Here is a 19378-nt window from a genome sequence, read left to right as displayed (position 1 = left end):
TAAACACGCTATATTTACAAAAGCATACCGGAAGGTGTGCTTTTGTCGTTTTTTATATAGTAATTATTCATTATTGATAAAAAGGTCCGGAAAGAACATCCGGACCTCTGAAAAAGAATTATATGAAGTAAAATGTAAAAGCGTTATTAAAAATTGTATCGAACACCCAGCTGAGCCTGGAATCTTGATGCAAACTGATCAATCGTATACGGCAGTCCCGGAGTTTTGAAATTATAGGTAGGATCTCCCGCAGAAGGCTGACCTGTTGCTATATTTCCCACTTTCGTTAATCCAACACTCGCTGTAGAGTTGAAAGTATTAGGTACAAAATAGACTTTACCCCAGTCTTTGTTCAGCAAGTTGGTAAAATTGATGATGCTTAAAGAGATCTGTATATTATTCTTGGATTTCTTACTCAGTCTGATTTCATCCATTATTCTGATATCCGCCTGAATATTCCATGGGGTAACATCTCCGTTTCTTTCTGTAAACTTACCCCGTCTGGATTTCAGATAATCATTACTGTTGACAAAATTTTCATACTCTGCAATCTGCTGTTGAGCCGTTACCACTACATTTCCTGCAGCATCTTTTACAGGAACAATATATTTGGCAGCCTCCGCAGCATCTTTAAATATATAAGCAAGACCTGCAGCCTGCCCCGTATTGGCAATCGTACTGTTTACAAATCCCCATGAAAAAGGATTTCCGGACTGAGCATTGAAATATACATTGGTGTATAACCTGTTCATATCGGAGATAGTAAAGGCATATCCGAGATTGGCTACCACTCTGTTCTTGATGGCAAAATTGGACGTGGTCAGTTTCGGATCATTAGGCGTCAGAGACTGATTCATCTGCCAGTTACTTTCCATTGAATTTCTGATACCATTGGTAATATCTTTAGCATCTCCATAAGTATAAGCTACAAAGAAATTGAATCCGAAATCATATGACTTTGAAAGCTGTGCCGTCAGATTATAGCGGTATCCTTCTTTTGTATTGGATAAAAGATAGGCATTGGAGAAGTTACTGTTGATATTGGTGGTATAGACAGGCATTTCATGGTTCGTGTCATAACTGTAATACGTCACGTTATCGGTCTTATTCACCTGCTGGAATTTCAGATCGTAAAGCACTTTTGTATATATCCCTTCCAAAGTCAGTTTATATCCCGCTAAAGTATAATCGAAGGCTAATGAACTTCTCCAGACTCTTGGCATTTTAAAATTGTTATCAATAAGGTCTACCTGTACTTTTGAAGAATTCTGCCATTTCGGAAAATTGGCGCTGTTCAAGGGATCTCCGTTGGCAGCAAGCTGTGCTGCTGTTGGCCCATTGTAATCATAGCTTCCAAAACCAACTCCGTCATTGTAATAAGCATATCCTAACCATGCAAAAGGAATTCTTCCTACAAAGATTCCTGAACCTCCTCTTAATACCATAGATCTGTTTTCTGTAAGATCAATGGTGAACCCAAGTCTTGGGGAGAATGTAGGTTTATTCAGATAGTTGTTGGTAAGCTGGCTTAGTGGAGTGTAATTATAGGTATTTCCGGCGTTTGGATCCTGAGGCGAATTCGTTACCAAGGGACTCAGCTGCGGTTTATTCGGTAAATCTGTATAATCTATTCTTACTCCTGGTGAAAGTCTTACTCTTCCCCAGTTGATTTCATCCTGAAGATACATGGAAAGAAGATTTACCTTGTACTGAGCATACGGATTATCAAAAAGGGTCTGTCTGCTGTCTCCGTTAAAAGGATAGGTGCCTCTTATTCTTGAAGGTGTTCCATTGTAAAAATCAGTTAAGTTTTTATAGGAAATTCTTCCGTTCAAGGCGTTTACAAAACCATAATCAATGTTGTAAAGTTCATTGTGAGTTCCTAATAAGAAAGTATGATTTCCTGTCTTATAAGTAAGATTATCTGTGATTTCAAAAGTTTTTTGCTTCATATTGAAAACCGTTGCTTCTCTGTCGTTTCCAAGAAGAATAGTTCCTCCGTTGTAAGCAATTTCTACCTGAGGAAACATCACGTTGCCGGAAGCAGGATCTCTGTAATCATGAATAGAAGAATAACCCAGCACCAAATTATTGCTCCATTGATTATTAAAACGGCTTTTCAATTCAAGTGTAGTGGTAGACGCTGTATTTTTCTGAACGAAATCCATGCTGGAAAATCTGAAGTTGGCTCCATCCCTTTCGAGATTGGATGCCTGTGAAAATACCGTATTGTTTTTAATGGACAAGGTATGTTTATCGTTAATTTTCCAATCTAATTTATTGAAAAGCTTAGAGCTTTCAGAGAAGTTATTGTACTGATTAAAGCTTCCCACATTAAATCCATATTTATTTCGTACAAAATCTGAAATCTGCTGTGCAACCTGCTCATTTACCAATGCACCCGGATCATTGGCATTATAGAAAACCGGGTCTGTTCTTTTGGTATATTCAAGGTTGGTAAATAAAAACACTTTATCTTTTACAACCGGTAATCCTACTCTTCCACCATAGATAAAGTCCTGGAAATCGCTTGGCATTTTAGAATTATCCCCTACCCTGTTTCTTCCGGTAATGGCTGCGTTTCTTCCATATGCATAAATTGATCCGGTAACATCATTACTCCCGCTTCTCGTGACTGCATTAATGCTTCCCCCAAGGAAGTTTCCCAATTTCACATCATAAGGTGCAATATACACCTGCACATCCTGAATAGCATCCAGACTTATAGAATTGGAACGCGTGCTGCTTCCAGGCATTCCTGAAGTACCGGTCTGCCCGCCTAATGAAGGACTGAATCCGATAGCATCATTATTGATAGAACCGTCAATCGTTACATTATTATAACGGAAATTGGTTCCGTTGAAAGAGTTGTTGGCACTTTGGGGAACCAGTTTAGTAACATCCTGAATTCCACGGTTGATGTTAGGAAGTCCGGAAATCTGCGCCTGACTGATTCCTACTCCATATTTTGCAGTCGTTTTTCTGGAAGTAATTTTTACCTCATCAATTGTTTTCTCTTTGCTTCCCACTTCTACTACGGGTAAATCGTTATTTCCTAGAGAAAGCTGCAGATTGGGGTTTTCATAGATAACCTGTGATCCGTCAGATATTTCAATTTTATAAGGTCCTCCCGGCTGAAGATTATCCAAACTGAACTGTCCCTTGCTGTTACTTTTCGTTTCAAAGGTACTGTTGGTAGGAATATGTATTACCTTTACTGTAACTTCGGAAGAGGTTCCCTTTAATCTTCCGAAAATTTTAGAGCTGGTTTCCTGTGAAAATGCAAACCCGAATGATAACAGAGCAAAAGCACAGATGATTTTTTTCTTCATATTTTATTCGCTATAAACTTGGTGTAAAATTAGACCTAGTAAAAATGAAGTATGGTAACATAGAATTAACATTACGTAACAGAATGTTTAATATTTCCTTAAAAAAAACTTAATAGAAATAGCGTGGAAATGTTAATCTTTTTTCTAGACAACACTTCAACAACATCCTTTCTTACAAGTGTTTCAAAACGTTTTGATTTCTTAAAATTTTACTATTAACAATCGTTTTCTGGTGAAGCACTTTCTGTAGAATTACTAGAATGCTCTGATATTTTGGTTTATATTTGTGTTTATTGTTTAATACCAAAATTACAGATATGAAATTCGGACAAGTAGAAGACCCTTCAAAAATAGATTTCACTTTACCTAAAGATCATCCCAGAACTAAAGAAATACTGGCTCTTAATAAAAAAGGACTTGAAAATATTTCTATCGGATGTGCAAAATGGAACAAAACGGATCTTAAAGGTTTTTATCCCAAAGGAACCAAGGATGAGCTTACCTATTATGCAACTCAGTTTAATTCTATTGAGCTGAATGCTACTTTCTACGGAATGCCTACGCCTGATCAGGTAACTACATGGAAGGAAAAAACGCCGGCAGATTTTAAGTTCTTTCCAAAGATCACCAATACCGTTTCTCATTTCAGAAGACTGATTGACGTAACGGATCCTGTTACACAGTTTGCATCTTCCGTTATCAATTTTGATGAAAAACTGGGAATGGCTTTCCTGCAGCTTCATGATAATTTTAAGCCTAAGGATTATGACAGGCTTGAAAAGTTTGTAAAAGAATGGCCTAAAGAAGTTCCGTTAGCTATAGAACTCCGCAATACGGAATGGTTTACCGATGAGGAAATTCTGAATACAACCTGCGAGCTTTTTGAAAAACATCATATCACCAATATTATTGTAGATACTGCAGGAAGAAGAGATATGCTTCACATGCGTCTTACGACGCCCAATGCATTCATACGTTATGTAGGCGCCAATGCAGAAAGTGATTATGAAAGACTGGATGACTGGTTAAAGCATCTTACCAAATGGAAGAAAGAGGGACTGCAGAATCTTTACTTCTTTGTGCATCAGAATATCGAGAAAGCTTCTCCTTTATTGTCTGCTTATTTCATTAAAAAAGTGAATGAGGAATGGAAAACAGATCTCCACATCCCGCAAATGGCTACAGAGAGCACAGGAACCCTTTTTTAAGGGATATCACCTATAAATAGAATAATTTCGATATATTTTAAAATAGAAAATCACTCCTTTTTTCATCACGAAAATTTCGTATATTAGAGTATAATGTTTTTCATTAATCATTATACTTTAAAAAACATAAATCATGGAAAAGGAAATTTGTACGATCAGTATTGCCAATAACTGGCTTGGTGATGAATATATTTTTTATGAAAATAATACCATAAAAAGAGTCTATGACAGCCACAGTCTGAATTCTAATAAAACGGAATGGATTGTGCCCCAAAAGATCAACAAACATACTAAAGACAAACTCATCAGGGCATGTCCTGAAGAATTTAAGGAACAGGTAATGCAGATTCTTGATTATCCTTAACAAAACAAAAATGGAATGAGATGTAGTACTCATTCCATTTTTGTTTATTTATTTTTTCTCACAAGCAGCACGAGATTGAGAAACAGCAGAAGAAAATCCAGGGTAATCCAGATGCCCAGCTTTGTATTTTCATAATTGTAAGCATCCACCTGCTTTTTAGCAATTTCAGAAAGCTTCATACTTTGATTGATGTAATTCTGGACTTCCACAATCTGATCAATATTTTTATTGGGTACAGAATGTTGGGAAAAGTAAACCAGATTTTTCTTTCCGAGATATCCTACGATCCAGTATTCATCAGATTTATCCATTTTCAGGTATTCTATTCTGTAATATTCCGGACGTACTATCCCAATGTGTTTGGGCTCAAGAGTTGTATTTTTGTCGGTCTTATTTACATTAATCATGTAAAAGTCTAATGCCTGAGGAAGCTTATTGATCACCTGCAGGCCTACAGAATTATCCACAAATGCCACCGCACTTTTCTTAATAAACCAGTACGTAAAGACAGATATTGAGAAGACCAGTGTTACAATACGAAACAGCTTGGCCCACTTCGCCATACTTCCTGATTTCACCTTAAACAGGATCAAAGAAAGGACGGAAGCCAGAAATATTATAAGAATAATGAGTGTCATATTCTACAAAGATACTTCTTCTCTATATTTTATGTATGTCTGAAACTATTTTTTTAATTTCAACCGGCAATAAAAAAGGTTTTCTCTCTTCATTTTTCTTGAATTGTTCAAATAAATCTGCCTATGAAAACGATCCGAAACAATATTGCACATAGCATCATTTGTTCGGATAGTCAATTTTGACAAGCAGAAGCAAATTGAATATTTTCTAATCTACATTCCATTCTTTATAAAACTGGTCGAGGAAATTCAGCATATAATTGTGTCTTTCTTCGGCCATTTTTTTTCCTTTTTCAGTATTCATCATATCTTTCAGAAGCAATAGCTTTTCGTAAAAATGGTTGATGGTGGTTCCATTAGATTTTTTATATTCTTCTTTAGACATTCCGAGCTGGGGCTTAATATCAGGGTGATACATAAGATTATTCTTAAAGCCTCCGAAGTTGAATGTTCTGGCAATTCCGATTGCTCCAATAGCATCAATACGGTCTGCATCCTGTACAACCTGAAGCTCAATAGGTGGATTTACCGGCGCCTGATCTCTGTTTTTAAACGAAATATTTTCAATGACAAACAAAACCTTCTGAATGGTTTCTTCAGAAACATTCTGTTCCTCGAGAAATGCTCTGGCTATTTTGGGAGCGATGGTTTCATCACCATCATGGAATTTAGGATCTGCAATGTCATGAAGAAGTGCAGACAATTCCACAACCTCTATATCACAATCTTCTGTTTCTGCAATCTGAGCAGCGAGTTTCCAGACTCTTTCAATATGGAACCAGTCATGTCCGGCTTCTGCTCCTTCTAATTTTTCTTTTACAAATGCTACGGTGTTGTCAATCGTACTTTTCATTAATCTATCAGTTCATTTAAAATAATATTCCATAGTTTGCTGTTGTAACTTCTGAAAAAATTGATATGCCCGATTTCTTTTTTATCAGATTCGGAAACAGCTACTAATCTGTAAGTAGGCTTAAGATTAGGATAGGTATGATTTAATAAGCTTAATACCCCTTTTTCCGTAAGCCATATATCATCTTCCGCACGGATTACAAATACTTTCTGCGTCAGATTTTCAGAGAAGTTCTCCATTTTTTCCAACAGCCTGTTGGTTGATTTCTTGTTTAAAATTAAGGTTCTCCAGTCATATGCGCAATTTTTTGGAAGACTTTCTCCCAGTCCGAACCAATGCGCCGGAAAATATCCTAATAATGAAGTGGTTAAAGGCTGAGCAATTCCAAAGCCCAGATATGCTTCTACCTTTGTAATTCCTTTAAGGTTTCCTACAAAAGCATTTTGTGTTCCTACAAAAATAAATTCTTCAAATATTTCAGAATCTTCATTCATACCAAGAATTAAAGCTCCGACAGAATGGCCTAAGCAGTATTTTCTATAATCATTAAAATTTGTTTGAATATATTGGGTTAATGCCTTATAATCTTTTGAACCCCATAATCTCATGGAGCCCTTGAACCCTCTCATATTCTCCGGTTTGGAAAGGCCTATTCCTCTGTAATCATAAGTAATAACCGTAAACCCCTGTTCTGCAAAAAAGCTGGCAAAAGAAAAATAGACCTGCTGTTTTACTCCTGTGGCCGAGTTGATCAGCAGTAATTTGCCATTATCTTTCTCGGGTTTAAAAAGATGCACGGCAAGGGAAACATGATCTTCTGTGGTGAGTGTTAGTTTTTCCATAGTATCAAAAGAAAAAATCCACTATAAAAGTGGACATTTTACTTATATTTTTATGTTAAGTTTCAGACTTTTGATATGTCGTAAATAGCTTTAAGAGAAGAAATCTGAGATTCTCGGCAGCCCTGTCTGAGAGCCTTTACCTCCTGAAACTCTTGATGAAACTTCATTTCCGAATTTCACACAATCTTCAATAGAATTTCCATGGCAGAGGGCAATGGCAAATCCTGATGTAAAAGCATCCCCCATTCCCATTTTATGAACTTTTTCATCTTTATCATTTCTGTAGTACTTCATCTCTGTACCATCAAAATAGATCGTTGAATTGGTATCATCCCTTACAAAAACTTTGTTAAAGTATTTCTTAAGGACTTCTTCTCTTTTTTCTTCTCCGAAAATGATATAGAGTTCGTTACTTTTAGCTACAATAAAATCAACCATTTCTAAGATATCTTCCCGCACTCTCATAGCTGGAGAAGCATATAATCCTACTTTCTTTCCGTATTGCTTAGCTTTTTTAACGGTATGCTCTACGACATCCATAGAAATTTCAAGCTGTATCAGCACAAGATCTACCGTATGGAAATATTTTTCAGCTTCATCTATATGCGGTTTGCTCAGATACTTGTTGGCTGCCGGCACTACTACAATAGCTGCATTTCCGTGAGAAGTTGTTACATAAGCTGTTCCTGTAGCATCCTTATCTGTTTCATGAACAAAACCTACATTTACATTTTCGCTTACCAGATTTCTCATGATCTGCTGTCCCAGAGGATCCATCCCTACACACCCTATAAAGTATACACTTGCTCCCAGCCTGGCAGTACCTACTGCCTGGTTAGCTCCTTTTCCACCAAAATAGCTATCTGACTTGACGGCCAAAACGGTTTCGTTGGGCATAGGAATTTTTTCGGTTTCAAGAACCAAATCTATAGAGGAGCTTCCTACAACAATAATCCGGGGTTGTTCTGATGAGAAATTCATTGTGTTTTGTATTAGCTTTAAAATTTATACATGTCAAAATTGCAATCCAAAAATAAATAATTTAAAATTAACTTATTTCAATAAATTCAGTAATTATTTTAACTGGTTTCTGATCTTTATTGTAAGCTATATAACTTGCATAAAATCCTTCACCATATCCTGTTTCAAAAGCAAATATAGTTCCGGGATGTTCTTTTGCAGGTTTCAGAAATGCAAATTGGTCTATTGCTCCTTTTTCATCAAAGAAATAATCGTGGAAAAATTCTTCGTAGATTCCCATAAAATCTCCTCCTTTATTTTGGTACAGTCTCTGTTCCAGTTCGTTGAGGCTGTTTTGGGTATCAACATCCATGAAGCATCCCATCCCGCTTTCTACAGGATATCCGAAAACTTCTCCTTCTGCAAGTTCTTTTATATCCTGTCCTGGAGTAATTGCCATTTTCCATTCTTTAATTTCAGAAGTTTCGAATATTATTTCAGCATAGGCTACACAATTGCTTTCTCTTTCTTTATGTAATATTACAGGAAAATCTCCTTTCGGAAATTCTGTAGCAAAAGGAAGCATATCATTTGTGATGAGGGGATCACAGGCGACAAGCTTACCACTGGAAAGATAGATCTTCCCTACTTCAAAACTTTCCAGCAACGGACTTTCTACAAAGTCTTTCGAGAATAGTTTCTTTATGTTTTCTATATGTTTCATTTAATTTGTTCTTTGTTTTCTGTATCAGGCTGAGCGGAGCCGAAGCCTTTGGGATCTTTACCTTTAAAATTGTCAGAATGGCTATCATTCCGGCAAATAGATAATTCTTTTAACTTATCCCAGTTATTATTTATAATTGCTCCTTTCTTCTTACGACTCCAACCTTTCACTTGTTTTTCAAACGCAATTGCTTGAATTATATCATTAAATAGATAAAAGAAGACCAGCTCAACCGGTCTTCTTTTATAAGTATAGCTTTCAGGAAATTTCCCTGACTGATGTTGAGATAATCTCAAATCAATATTATTGGTAACTCCTGTATAATAGGAATTATCGGAACATTTTAATATATATACAAAATATTGTTTCATATTCAAAAAGGCTTCGACTCCGCTCAGCCTGACATTCCGACAAATTAACCTATTTGCTAGGTAATTTTTATAAACTTTTCAGTTTTTCTTCAAGGATCGCTATTTTATCCAAAGCATCTTTTTGTTTCTGACGCTCCACCTCTACAATCTCAGGCTTTGCATTCGCAACAAATTTTTCATTGGATAGCTTCTTTTCTACAGAAACTAAGAATCCTTTTAAATATTTCACTTCTTCTTCAGTTTTAGCCTTTTCTTCTCCTAAGTCCAGGTTTTCACTTAAAGGAATAGAAACTTCAGTGGCTCCTACCAGGAATGTAAAGCTAGGCTTATCTGTTTTCTGTCCGAAGTGGATTTCAGAGATATTGGCCAGTTTTCTTACAACGGCTTCGTTGGCAAATTCAGTGGCATTAGTAAATACCTCAGCGGCTTCTCTTGGAGAAATTCCTTTGGTCTGACGGTAGTTTCTAACTCCGGAAATTAATTCTGCTGCCGTTTCGAAGTTTTTAATAATTGTTTCATCAAATGCTCCTGCTTCTTTCTGTTGAGCAATCACCAAAGCCTCATCAATACTTCTTTCCGAGATCGTCTGCCATAATTCTTCTGTTAAGAAAGGCATGAACGGATGGAGAAGCTTCATTAATTCTTCAAAGAAATAAATGGTTTTGTTATAAACTTCTTTAGAGATTCCTTCACCGTAATTAGGCTTGATAGCTTCCAGGTACCAACCACAAAAATCATCCCAAATTAATTTATAGATCAAATGAAGTGCATCAGAAATTCTGAATTTTTCAAACTGATCATTAATTTCAGCTATTGTTTTATTTAATTTGTTTTCAAACCATTCAATAGCCTGGTTATCTGTAGCTACAGCAGATTTATCTTCATGTTGCCACATATTGATCAGACGGAATGCATTCCAGATTTTCGTCATGAAATTTCTTCCCTGAAGCATCAGGTCTTCATCAAAAAGAAGGTCATTTCCAGCTGCAGAGCTCAATAAGATACCTACACGTACTCCGTCTGCTCCGTATTTATCCATGAGTTCAAGAGGATCCGGAGAGTTTCCAAGCGATTTGGACATCTTTCTTCTCTGCTTATCTCTTACAATACCTGTAAAATACACATTCTTGAAAGGAACTTCTTTTCTGTACTCCAGTCCGGCCATGATCATTCTGGCAACCCAGAAGAAAATAATATCCGGGCCTGTAACCAGATCAGATGTAGGATAGTAGTAGTTGATATCTTTATTTTCAGGATCAAGCAATCCGTCAAATACAGACATTGGCCACAACCATGATGAGAACCATGTATCTAAAGCGTCATCATCCTGTTTAAGATTTTCTGCAGTCAGGTTAGAATTTCCGGTTTTTTGCTTTGCCAGTTCCAAAGCCTCTTCCTTATTTTCTGCTACTACAAAATCATTTTCTCCTTCTCCATAGTAATAGGCGGGAATCTGCTGTCCCCACCAAAGCTGACGGGAAATATTCCAGTCACGGATGTTTTCCATCCAGTGCTTATAGGTGTTTTTGAATTTTTCAGGATAAAACTTAACCTCATCATCCATTACTACATCCAAAGCAGGTTTAGCAATTTCAGACATTTTAAGAAACCACTGTACTGAAACTTTAGGTTCAATAACAGCACCTGTTCTTTCGGAAGTTCCTACTTTATTAACATAATCTTCTGCTTTTAACAGAAGATCTTTCTCTTCAAGCTCTTTTGCAATCTGCTTTCTTACGTCAAATCTGTTTTTACCGGCATAATGTAAACCATGCTCGTTAAGATTTCCGTCATCATCCAGCGCATCAATCATTTTCAGCTGATGTTTCTGTCCGATCTCATAATCATTAATATCGTGAGCAGGAGTAATTTTCAATGCTCCGGTTCCGAACTCAATATCTACATATTCATCTTCAATAATCGGAATTACTCTGTCTACAATAGGTACAATTACATTTTTACCTTTCAGGTGGGCATATCTTTCATCATTCGGATTGATGCATACCGCAGTATCACCGAAAATAGTTTCAGGACGTGTAGTTGCCACTGAAAGGAATTCTTCAGATCCTTCTATTTTATATTTAAGGAAATATAATTTCCCGTTTTGTTCTTTAAATATTACTTCTTCGTCAGAAATATTGGTTTTGGCTTCGGGATCCCAGTTTACCATTCTATAGCCTCTGTAGATGAGTCCTTTGTTATAAAGGTCTACAAAACTTTTGATCACCTGCTGCGAAAGCTTATCCTCCATCGTGAAACGCGTTCTGTCCCAGTCACATGAACATCCCAGCTTTTTCAGCTGCTCGAGGATCGTTCCTCCATATTTATTGGTCCAGTCCCAGGCGTGAGTTAAAAACTCTTCACGGGTAATATCTGACTTATTGACTCCTTCAGACTTCAGTTTAGCAACCACTTTAGCTTCAGTAGCAATTGAAGCGTGATCTGTTCCCGGAATCCAACAAGCATTAAATCCGCGCATTCTTGCACGACGGACCAGAACATCTTGAAGGGTATTGTTCAGCATATGCCCCATGTGTAATATCCCCGTCACGTTTGGCGGAGGAATGACTATGGTATATGGTGGTTTGTCATTAGGTTCTGAATGAAAAAATTTGTTTTCCAACCAGTAACTGTACCATTTTTGTTCTGTCTCTTGTGGATTGTACTTTTCTGAAATCTGCATAAATTCTATTTCTTTGGCTTGCAATTTGCAAAAATAGTCTAAAGAAAAAAATTTTTAAGCATGAATTAAAATAATTTTTAACTTTGTTTCACAAAATTTATCTAACAAACATATTAACATTCAAGAATATGAAAAAACTAATTGCAGGAATTGCATTATTCGGGACATTTGCTCTGGCATCTGCACAAACAATTACATTTGATAAAACGACTTTCGATTACGGAACTATTAAACCTAGCTCTGATGGTACAAGATTCTTTACTGTAACGAATTCTGGTGATAAGCCACTGATCCTTTCAAATGTAAAGCCTTCTTGTGGATGTACAACTCCTGAATTCAGCCAAGATCCGATTATGCCTGGGAAATCAGCGAAGATCAAGGTTGGATACAACACTGCTATCCCTGGTCCGTTTAACAAAATGATTGAAGTTTTCTCTAACGACCCTGCAAACAACAGAAGTGTAATCTACATCAAAGGTAACGTAGATGCGAACGCTCCTGAGCCAAAAGTACTGACTCCGGCTGAGCAGAAAGAAGCTGCTAAAGCAGAGAAAAAAGCGGCAAAACTTGCTAAAAAGGCTGCTGCGAAGTAATCTCTACTCAAAAAAATAAAAGAACCGTCTCCATTGAGGCGGTTTTTTTATTACATTTATGTTAGATTAGATGAGAGATAGCGGCTGGATCATAATAGGTAATAGAAATATTATTTTGTTAGTAACTGAAGCCTTTAGATTTTTTTAAATGGCCGGAGTACAAACCACCTCTATTGAATTTTAATAACACTATTTAATCATTTAATCATTTAATCATTTAATCATTTAATCATTTAATCATTTAATCATTTAATCATTTAATCATTTAATCTAAAAAAAATATGGACACCGATTTTTCAGATGATTTTAAAATAAGCGGAAAATTTTCAATAAAAAAAGCTTCAACATCATACAAAGGAAAGCTTACCAAAGAAGAAGGAGCACAAATGCTGATTCAGGAGAAAGAAAAACTTCGTGAACTTCAGGAAAGACTGTATGCGGATGGAAGCAAATCTCTTCTGGTGGTGCTTCAGGCCATGGATGCTGCAGGAAAAGACAGTATGATAGAGCATGTTTTCGGAGGAGTGAATCCACAGGGATGTAATGTGACCAGTTTTAAAACACCAAGTTCTAAAGAATATGCGCATGATTTTTTATGGAGACACTATCTCGCTCTGCCGCAGAAAGGAATGATTGGAATTTTCAACCGCTCACATTATGAAAGTGTCCTGGTCTGTAAAGTGCATCCGGAATATAATTTAAGTGAAAAAACTTGGTCTTCAGTAAAAGATTTTGATGATAAATTCTGGGAAAACAGATATGAAAGTATCCGGAATTTTGAAAAACACCTTGCCCAGAACGGAACTACTATCGTAAAGATATTTTTACATGTTTCTAAGGATGAACAGAAAAAAAGACTTCTCGCCAGAATTGATGAACAGGAAAAAAACTGGAAATTCTCTGCTGCAGATCTTCCGGAGAGGGCATTATTTGATCAGTATATGGGGGCATATGAAACCGCGATTAATGAAACATCAAAAGATCATGCTCCATGGTATGTGCTGCCTGCTGATAATAAGTGGTTCGCAAGAGTAGCAGCAATTCAGATTATTATTGACACCCTGGAAAAAATGGATCTGAAATATCCTACCCTTTCTGAGAAAGACAGACAGGATCTGCAGGAATCTAAAAAACAATTGGAAAGCGAATAAAATCGGGTTGGAAGATAGGAGCTTGAGAATGGAAGTTTAAAAAATTTACTCTTCCAGGCTCTGGCTTTGAGCGTTTAAAAAAATCACGAGAAAATCTATAAGCCGGATTCTGTACTTCCGAAGAAGTGCCTGTTATTTATCTGCGTGGTACATTGCTGCAACACTTGAGCTGATTACCCCTCGGTTTTCAGGACGAGCCGCCCCTATTTCCATTGCTGGAAAGAACCGATATACTTACCATTGCACCGCAAAGAGTTTACCTGGTTTCACTACAGCCGAACTGTACCTGCTTTCTGTTGCACTTGTCCTACCCTCACGGGTGACGGATGTTATCCGCTTTGCTGCTCTGTGGTGTCCGGACTTTCCTACCTCCCGTACAACGGGAAATCAACAGGCCGATTTTCTCGCGGAGGCAAAGGTACGCAAATTTTGTGGTAAAAATATTAAGCAGCTAAATGCTGCAGGGATTTTAATTCTGTGCAGAGGATTCCGGCTGATCAATATTTCTCTTTTGTTTTTTGTCTTTTTACTATTTTATGTTATAATTTTCACCAATTACCACTTTATTATTATCTTCGTGCCATTATATATCTATGGATTCCAGAGAAAAAGAATTTGCGCAGCTTATCAAAGATAATCAGGGACTGATTATTAAAGTATCGCGTCTTTATACCAATTCTCTGGAGGATGAAGAGGATCTTTTCCAGGAGATCGTGTTACAGCTCTGGAGAAGTTATGATTCCTTTAAAGGAAATTCCAAGATTTCCACATGGATGTATCGTGTAGCGCTCAATACCGCCATTACTCTTTTTAGAAAAAAAAGCAAAAGCCTTCCTACTAACGAGCTGGACATTAACCATAGAGATTTTGTGGAAGATGATGATGAAAAACAGCAGCAGGTATCACTTTTGTATACTGTAATCAAGACTCTTCCCAATGTGGAAAGAGCTATTGTCATGATGTATCTTGACGATCTGCCTTACAAGGATATTGCAGAAAACCTCGGAATCACTGAGGTTAATGCACGTGTAAAAATGAACAGATTAAAGAAAACCCTTAAAGAACAGATGGAAAAATATGCCTGAATTTGATCTAGATAGTTTTAAAAAAACATGGCAGGAACAGCCTGTTCAGCCTAAATATGACAACAATGAGATTCTTAAGATGTTGAATAGAAAATCACGCAATTATGTGAAGTATATTTTCTGGATCAGCGTGGTAGAATTTCTGTTCTTTTCCGTACTGGGGCTGTTTTATCTTGTCCCTGAAGAAGAATCCGACAGTTTCCGTAAAATGCTGGAAAGGTTGGGCGCTCAGGAGGCTCCTGAAGTAGAGAATAACTTCGGTCATGTTTATTTAGCTATAAAAATCTTAAGCTTATTGATCACTGCCTATTTTGTCTTAAAATTCTACCAGAATTACAGAAGAATCAAGATTGAAGAAAACCTGAAAGGGCTCATCACCAGGATTATTAAGTTCAAAACTACGGTCAATGCATTTATACTGATCAGCATCGTATTATTGGTAGTATTTACCTTTGTACTTACAGCCTTTATTTTTTATACACTCAACTCACAGAATATACAGCCTACCGGCTCCAATCTCACCATTATCATTGTAGGCATTGTGGTAAGCACATTACTGGCTATATCCATGATCTGGTTTTATTACAGGCTGGTATACGGAACTATTATCAGAAAGCTTGATAAAAATTTAAAACAGCTTAAAGAAATAGATTCTCAGGAAAGTTAATATTCATAGGCATAGTTCGGGATATAATTATTATTTTTAGCCCACCAAATCTTACACTATGCCCTTATCTTATGTATATGGAACTTCTGATGTTCCATTATTAGGACAGACCATTGGAGCAAATCTTAAAAGGACTGTCGAAAAGTATCCTCATCAGGAAGCTTTAGTTTGTGTTCATCAGAATTACAGAGCTACTTACCAGGAATTTTATAATCAGACCACTGCTGTAGCAAAAGCATTGCTTCTTTTAGGGGCAAAATCCGGTGACAGAATCGGAATCTGGTCTTCCAACCGTTACGAATGGGTTCTTCTGCAGTTTGCCACCGCGAGAATAGGCACTATTTTAGTCAATATTAATCCGGCCTACAGAACGCATGAGCTGACCTATGTTCTTAATCAATCTGAAGTCCGTTTTATTTTTTCTTCTTTAAGCTTCAAAAGCAGCAACTACAAAGAAATGGTAGAATATGCCAAAGAAGTATGCCCTAATCTGGAGCATGAGATTTTCTTTGATGAAAACTGGGAAGAGTTTGTGAACAATGGCCAGGATATCTCAGATGAAGTTCTGCACAGTTTTGAAGAGCATGTACAGTTTGATGATCCTGTTAATATTCAATATACATCAGGAACTACAGGTTTTCCTAAAGGTGTTACCCTTTCTCATCATAATATTCTCAATAACGGTTACTTTATAGGTATCAGATTAAGATATACAGAAAAAGACCGTGTCTGCATTCCGGTCCCTTTTTATCACTGCTTTGGTATGGTGATCGGGAATATGTGCTGTGTCGCCCATGGAGCCTGCATGGTCATTCCCAATGACAGCTTTGATCCGGATATTACGTTAAAAGCTGTTTCTGACGAAAAATGTACGTCTTTGTACGGGGTACCTACCATGTTTATTGCTGAACTTGCTGTAAAAGATTTTGATACTTATGATTTTTCCAGTCTGAGAACGGGTGTTATGGCGGGCTCTGTATGTCCTCCGGAGATCATGAAAAAGGTGGAAAACCTTATGAACATTAAAGAAATGAGCATCTGTTACGGAATGACGGAGACGTCTCCTGTATCAACGCAGACTTTAATAGGAACACCCTTGGAAAAGCAGGTGAGCACAGTGGGAACCGTTCAGGATCACCTTGAAATAAAAATTATTGATGAAAACGGAAGAACTCTCCAACGTGGAGAACATGGAGAGCTTTGTACAAGAGGTTACTCTGTAATGCTGAAATACTGGAATGATCCCGAAAACACTAAAAAAGTGCTTGATGATGCCCGCTGGATGCACACCGGAGATATGGCCGTAATGGACCAGGATGGCTATATTACGATTTCGGGAAGGATAAAAGACCTTATTATCCGAGGCGGGGAGAATATTTCTCCGAAGGAAATTGAAGATTTTTTGTATACCTATACCAACATTCTGGATGTTCAGATTATCGGGGTTCCCAGTGAAAGGTTTGGGGAGGAAGTCATGGCCTGGGTAAAAGTAAGAAAAGGATTTACCATCACGGAAGAAGAACTTCAGGAATATTGCAAAGGAAGAATTGCCCATTATAAAGTTCCAAAATACTGGAAGTTTGTAGATGAATTCCCCATGACCATTTCGGGTAAAATAAGGAAGGTGGAAATGAGGGAGATTTCTATGAGAGAACTTGGGCTGGACACTATTAAAATCAATCATTAAAATGCCCCGCCTGCCCATATTAAAAATCAGCTATTATTTTTTGTAAAAAAAACAAATAACTCTATTTTCTCCGGAAAGTAGAGTTATTTAAAACACAAACAGGTGAAAAACAAATTATACAGACCCTCTCCGAATATTGACATTTTGTATAAAAAAAGTATAATTTATTAGAATTAATGTAAAATATTGTATAAAAAATCAACAATATTAGCTCATTTGATAAATATTTTTTTCATATTTTTTCCACAAAATGTGATTAATTTGAAATAAAACAATATATTTACAAAAAACTAACTCATGAAAATCATATTGGTACTAGGTGTGTTATTGCTTAGTATAAGTATTTACTCTCAAAAAATATCTGGAAAAGTTACCGATGAAAGCAACCAGGCAATTTCTTACTGTTCAGTAAGTCTTGAGAATGTAAATATCAGCACCATTACAGATAGTCATGGGAACTACTCAATAGAAATCCCTGAAGATACCAGGAAAAGCGATCACCTTATTTTCGAATCCAACGGCTATGACGATAAAAAAGTTACCGTGCAGGCAATTATTTCAGATGCCCATATCAAATTAAGTAAAAAAACCAATGCGATTCAGGAAATCAATCTAACAGGGAAAAAGCCAAAAAATGAAGCTGTTGGCAACACAAAACGGCCGATGCTTACTTTCTCTAAAATGTTTGATAAAAATGTTCCTACTATAGAGCAGGGACAGGTATTCAACATTTACAGATGGACCAAACTTAACAGCTATAATTTTTATATCATTCCGAGTTCAAAATTCAAGGAAATTACTTTGAAACTGAATATCTATTCTGTCAAGGACAATATTCCGCAGGAATCTCTCCTGTATGAAAACATTATTTACAAAACAGGTACTACAGGATGGCAAACGATAGATCTTCAAAAGTATAAACTCATTTATAGTGATCTCGATCAGCTGGCCATTACCTTACAGCTCGTTGAAAGTGTGCCGCAGGATAATGTAGATTTCGTATTCGGAATCTCAGCAAAAAAAACCTTATCCAATGACCTGCTTTTCCGTTATCAGAGCCAGGGAAAATGGGAAACCGGCAAAGGAAGTTTCATCTCCAATATAGACATCAGCTACCTCAAAGATAAAAACGGGAGCGCTCCCAAAACGATAAGCAAAACAGAAAACAGCACTGAAGAACAGGCGCTGGTGGATTATTACAATAATAAAGAGCAGGCCAGAAAAACAATCTATGGAAAGAATAAATCAGGAAAATATATAGATCTTAAGAACGCTAAAATATATTATGAAGAATATGGAAGCGGAGAACCGCTTGTCCTGCTTCATGGAAACAATGGCAGCATATCAGATTTCTATAAGCAGATTCCTGATCTTGCAAAGCAGTTCAAAGTCATCGCAATCGATACAAGAGGGCAAGGAAGAAGTACGGATCTTTCCACTGGTGATTACATGTACGAAACATTTTCTGATGATTTATTAGCCATAACAAAAGAGCTTAACATCAGTAAATTTAATATTTTAGGCTGGAGTGACGGCGGAATTACAGGATTACTGTTTACGATTAATCATCCTGATCTTGTAAACAAGCTTGTTGTTATCGGAGCCAATACAAATCCGGAAGGTATAGAACCCAAAACGCTGGATACTTTTAAAAAACAGCTTGAAATAAAAGATGCCCCTAACCAGAGGCTGATCAAACTAATGGTTCAGCACCCCCATATCAGTACAGAACAGCTGAAAGGGATTAAAAATCCGGTTTTGATCATCGCAGGAAGTAACGATGTGATCAGGGAAGAACATACCAAAATGATCAATAGCAGTATCCCTAACGCACAGCTGCTGATTATTCCGGATGCCTCTCATTATGTGCCGTTTGAAAAACCGGATGCCATCAACACATCTGTCATCAAATTTTTAAAAATATAATTTAATTGATAAAAAAGCGGAAACCGAAAAGCTAACGAGTAGGTACAAATTAAAATTTTTTTAACCATGAGCAAAAAGCTTACAAAGAAGTTAACTCTTAAAAAAGAGAAGTTATCTCAATTAAATTCTGACGAAATGAAATCAGTAAAAGCTGGAAAAGAGCTAGTAACATCTGTTTTCGATTGTTCACACTGGACTTGCACTGCGGGAAGCAGCAGATCTACTAACCTTTGTGTTTGTCCTGTATCTTAATCAGAAACATTTTACAAAAAACTGTGGCTACTCCGTAAGGGG

General features: G+C 36.8%; 17 protein-coding genes and 1 other RNA gene. 9 read left to right on the top strand and 9 right to left on the bottom strand.

The features are described from left to right. Positions 1 to 146: 146 nt before the first annotated feature. Entirely contained in the window at positions 147 to 3332 is a 3186-nt protein-coding gene (locus tag BLW74_RS02915; protein ID WP_089689947.1) for a TonB-dependent receptor, read from the bottom strand. 317 nt (positions 3333 to 3649) lie between these two features. Between BLW74_RS02915 and BLW74_RS02910 the strand changes: the two genes are divergently transcribed. Then, on the top strand, positions 3650 to 4540 hold the full coding sequence (locus BLW74_RS02910; RefSeq protein WP_089690643.1) for a DUF72 domain-containing protein: 891 nt from the start codon (positions 3650 to 3652) through the stop codon (positions 4538 to 4540). Between the two features lie 133 nt (positions 4541 to 4673). Then, positions 4674 to 4904, top strand: coding sequence for a hypothetical protein (locus BLW74_RS02905; RefSeq protein ID WP_089689946.1), 231 nt, complete (start codon positions 4674 to 4676; stop codon positions 4902 to 4904). A 44-nt stretch (positions 4905 to 4948) separates the two neighbouring features. On the opposite strand, the gene BLW74_RS02900 is transcribed toward BLW74_RS02905, so the two are convergent. From BLW74_RS02900 to BLW74_RS02870, 7 genes are all read right to left on the bottom strand, one after another. Beyond that, on the bottom strand, positions 4949 to 5542 hold the full coding sequence (locus BLW74_RS02900; RefSeq protein ID WP_089689945.1) for a hypothetical protein: 594 nt from the start codon (positions 5540 to 5542) through the stop codon (positions 4949 to 4951). 208 nt (positions 5543 to 5750) lie between these two features. Then, entirely contained in the window at positions 5751 to 6395 is a 645-nt protein-coding gene (locus BLW74_RS02895) for an HD domain-containing protein (protein ID WP_089689944.1), read from the bottom strand. Continuing rightward, positions 6395 to 7237: an alpha/beta hydrolase family protein gene (locus BLW74_RS02890; protein ID WP_089689943.1), complete on the bottom strand. Its 843-nt coding sequence runs from the start codon at positions 7235 to 7237 to the stop codon at positions 6395 to 6397. Before BLW74_RS02890 ends, BLW74_RS02895 begins: the two co-directional genes overlap by 1 nt. Before the next feature lie 90 nt (positions 7238 to 7327). Continuing rightward, complete coding sequence (locus BLW74_RS02885; RefSeq protein WP_089689942.1) at positions 7328 to 8218, bottom strand: ribokinase; 891 nt, start codon at positions 8216 to 8218, stop codon at positions 7328 to 7330. 67 nt (positions 8219 to 8285) lie between these two features. Beyond that, positions 8286 to 8921, bottom strand: coding sequence for a DUF4241 domain-containing protein (locus BLW74_RS02880; RefSeq protein ID WP_089689941.1), 636 nt, complete (start codon positions 8919 to 8921; stop codon positions 8286 to 8288). Beyond that, positions 8918 to 9292 carry a GIY-YIG nuclease family protein gene (locus BLW74_RS02875; RefSeq protein WP_089689940.1) on the bottom strand — a complete coding sequence of 125 codons (375 nt, stop codon included), beginning with the start codon at positions 9290 to 9292 and terminating at the stop codon, positions 8918 to 8920. Before BLW74_RS02875 ends, BLW74_RS02880 begins: the two co-directional genes overlap by 4 nt. 67 nt (positions 9293 to 9359) lie before the next feature. Further along, positions 9360 to 11975, bottom strand: coding sequence for a valine--tRNA ligase (locus BLW74_RS02870; RefSeq protein WP_089689939.1), 2616 nt, complete (start codon positions 11973 to 11975; stop codon positions 9360 to 9362). A 128-nt stretch (positions 11976 to 12103) separates the two neighbouring features. Between BLW74_RS02870 and BLW74_RS02865 the strand changes: the two genes are divergently transcribed. Together BLW74_RS02865 and BLW74_RS02860 are read left to right on the top strand one after the other, a co-directional pair. Next, complete coding sequence (locus tag BLW74_RS02865; protein ID WP_089689938.1) at positions 12104 to 12568, top strand: DUF1573 domain-containing protein; 465 nt, start codon at positions 12104 to 12106, stop codon at positions 12566 to 12568. A gap of 281 nt (positions 12569 to 12849) precedes the next feature. Continuing rightward, complete coding sequence (locus tag BLW74_RS02860) at positions 12850 to 13719, top strand: polyphosphate kinase 2 family protein (RefSeq protein ID WP_089689937.1); 870 nt, start codon at positions 12850 to 12852, stop codon at positions 13717 to 13719. An 82-nt stretch (positions 13720 to 13801) separates the two neighbouring features. On the opposite strand, the gene rnpB is transcribed toward BLW74_RS02860, so the two are convergent. After that, positions 13802 to 14126, bottom strand: an RNA gene (gene rnpB, locus BLW74_RS02855) — RNase P RNA component class A. Positions 14127 to 14312: 186 nt separating this feature from the next. On the opposite strand from rnpB, the gene BLW74_RS02850 reads away from it, so the two are divergent. From BLW74_RS02850 to BLW74_RS22845, 5 genes are all read left to right on the top strand, one after another. After that, the gene (locus tag BLW74_RS02850) at positions 14313 to 14804 is read left to right on the top strand and encodes an RNA polymerase sigma factor (protein ID WP_002976998.1); all 492 of its coding nucleotides are present in this window, start codon (positions 14313 to 14315) and stop codon (positions 14802 to 14804) included. Continuing rightward, the gene (locus tag BLW74_RS02845; RefSeq protein WP_089689936.1) at positions 14797 to 15471 is read left to right on the top strand and encodes an MFS transporter; all 675 of its coding nucleotides are present in this window, start codon (positions 14797 to 14799) and stop codon (positions 15469 to 15471) included. The genes BLW74_RS02850 and BLW74_RS02845 overlap by 8 nt, the downstream gene beginning before the upstream one ends. A 58-nt stretch (positions 15472 to 15529) precedes the next feature. After that, positions 15530 to 17158: an AMP-binding protein gene (locus tag BLW74_RS02840; RefSeq protein WP_089689935.1), complete on the top strand. Its 1629-nt coding sequence runs from the start codon at positions 15530 to 15532 to the stop codon at positions 17156 to 17158. 297 nt (positions 17159 to 17455) lie between these two features. Further along, positions 17456 to 19084: an alpha/beta fold hydrolase gene (locus BLW74_RS02835; protein ID WP_089689934.1), complete on the top strand. Its 1629-nt coding sequence runs from the start codon at positions 17456 to 17458 to the stop codon at positions 19082 to 19084. Positions 19085 to 19150: 66 nt separating this feature from the next. Continuing rightward, entirely contained in the window at positions 19151 to 19336 is a 186-nt protein-coding gene (locus BLW74_RS22845; RefSeq protein ID WP_193544291.1) for a class I lanthipeptide, read from the top strand. Positions 19337 to 19378 lie beyond the last annotated feature (42 nt).

This window comes from Chryseobacterium culicis (genome assembly GCF_900108365.1).
Lineage (GTDB): Bacteria > Bacteroidota > Bacteroidia > Flavobacteriales > Weeksellaceae > Chryseobacterium > Chryseobacterium culicis.
Note: the sequence above shows the minus strand (reverse complement) of the source record. Positions and strands in the feature narration are given on the sequence as shown.